The organism is Fictibacillus sp. 18YEL24 (assembly GCF_015903855.1).
Lineage (GTDB): Bacteria > Bacillota > Bacilli > Bacillales > Fictibacillaceae > Fictibacillus > Fictibacillus phosphorivorans_C.
The window spans coordinates 1-1,456 of the sequence record NZ_JACZDT010000018.1; the positions used below are offsets into that span (position 1 = coordinate 1).

The 1,456-nt window shown below is 36.4% G+C and carries 1 protein-coding gene; it reads right to left on the reverse strand.

Annotated elements, in window-relative coordinates; all coding sequences use genetic code 11:
- Positions 1–39: 39 nt before the first annotated feature.
- A protein-coding gene (locus HU823_RS21715) for an IS3 family transposase (RefSeq protein ID WP_197223319.1) occupies positions 40–1,400 on the reverse strand; the annotation gives its coding sequence in 2 pieces (ribosomal slippage) (positions 40–944 and positions 944–1,400; 1,362 coding nt in all).
- Positions 1,401–1,456: the final 56 nt, after the last annotated feature.

The window sequence follows — 1,456 nt, forward strand, 5'->3', positions numbered from 1 at the left end:
TTATGAAGTGACCCCTAAAAGTTAGACACGGTTATTTCATTAGGCAGCTGTAAGGGTATGAGTACGGTATTTAACCGGGCTCATGCCTTTTAATTTTGCCTTGATTCGTTTGTGATTATAGTAATCCATATATTTAGCCAGCTCTAGTTTAAAGTGTTCCACACTTTCAAATTCTTTTAGATAAAGAAGTTCAGATTTTAGGATTCCAAAGAAGTTTTCCATCACAGCGTTATCGTAACAGTTTCCTTTACGAGACATACTCTGGGTGATGCCATGTTTACTGAGGACCTTACGGTATTGATTCATTTGATAGTGCCAGCCTTGATCTGAATGTATAAGAAGCTTATCTTTATCTGTTACATGTGCTAGAGCTTGATCTAACATCGTAGAGACAAGGGAGTATGTCGGTCTAACACCGATTGTATAGGTAATGATTTCTCCATTAAATAAGTCCAATACGGGTGATAAATAAAGCTTCTTTCCGAATAATTTAAACTCTGTGATATCCGTGACCCACTTTTCGTTTGGTTTCTCAGCTTTAAAATTACGATTTAAAATATTTGGTGCAATCTTCCCAATCGTCCCTTTATAAGAACGATATTTTTTAATACGTACGAGACATTTTAATCCTAGTTCCTTCATAATACGCTGCACCTTTTTGTGATTAACTTGGTGTCCACGATTTCTAAGTTCATCGCGAATTCTACGGTAGCCAAAACGGCCTTCATGTTCATTATAAATAGCCTGAATCGAATGTTTTAACTCCTGGTCAGGGTCAGGACGATTGAAATTTTTCACCCAATAATAATAGGTACTACGTGGGATTCCTGCTAGCTTTATGAGTGCTTGTATCGAAAACTCATGCCTTAATTCATAGACTACTTGCGCTTTGTCTTGTTTGGTGATTTTTCCTTGTTTTGAACTAAGGCATTCAACTTTTTTAAATAAGCATTTTCCATACGTAACGCTTCTAATTCCTGTTGAAGCGCTTCTAATGATCCTTTATCTGGTGATGACTTTTTGGAATACTTTTGATCTTTCTTATTCATGTTTGGACGCCCCTTTTTCTTTGGTTTTAGGGCATCTAAACCTTGAGTCTCTAATAAATCTCGCCATTTCCACAAGGTAGAATCGGATGGCAGATTAAAGATCGCAGCTGTATCAAAGATAGACGTCCCATTGTCGTTCATATATTTTAGTACGTCTAGTTTAAAGTTTAAGGGATAATTTGTATAGCTTTTGAAAAAAGCATTCTCACCGTGGTACTCATATTTTCTAACCCAGTATAGGACTTTACTTTTATGCCCACCAATCTCTTTTGCGAGTGTTTTGGACCCTTCATCTCCTTCTAAATATCGTTTAACAGCAGCTATTTTTTCTTCGATCGTAAATTTAGCCATAAGAAAAGCACCTCCAAATTTTAGATTGTGTCTAAAATTTGGGGTGCAGTTCATTA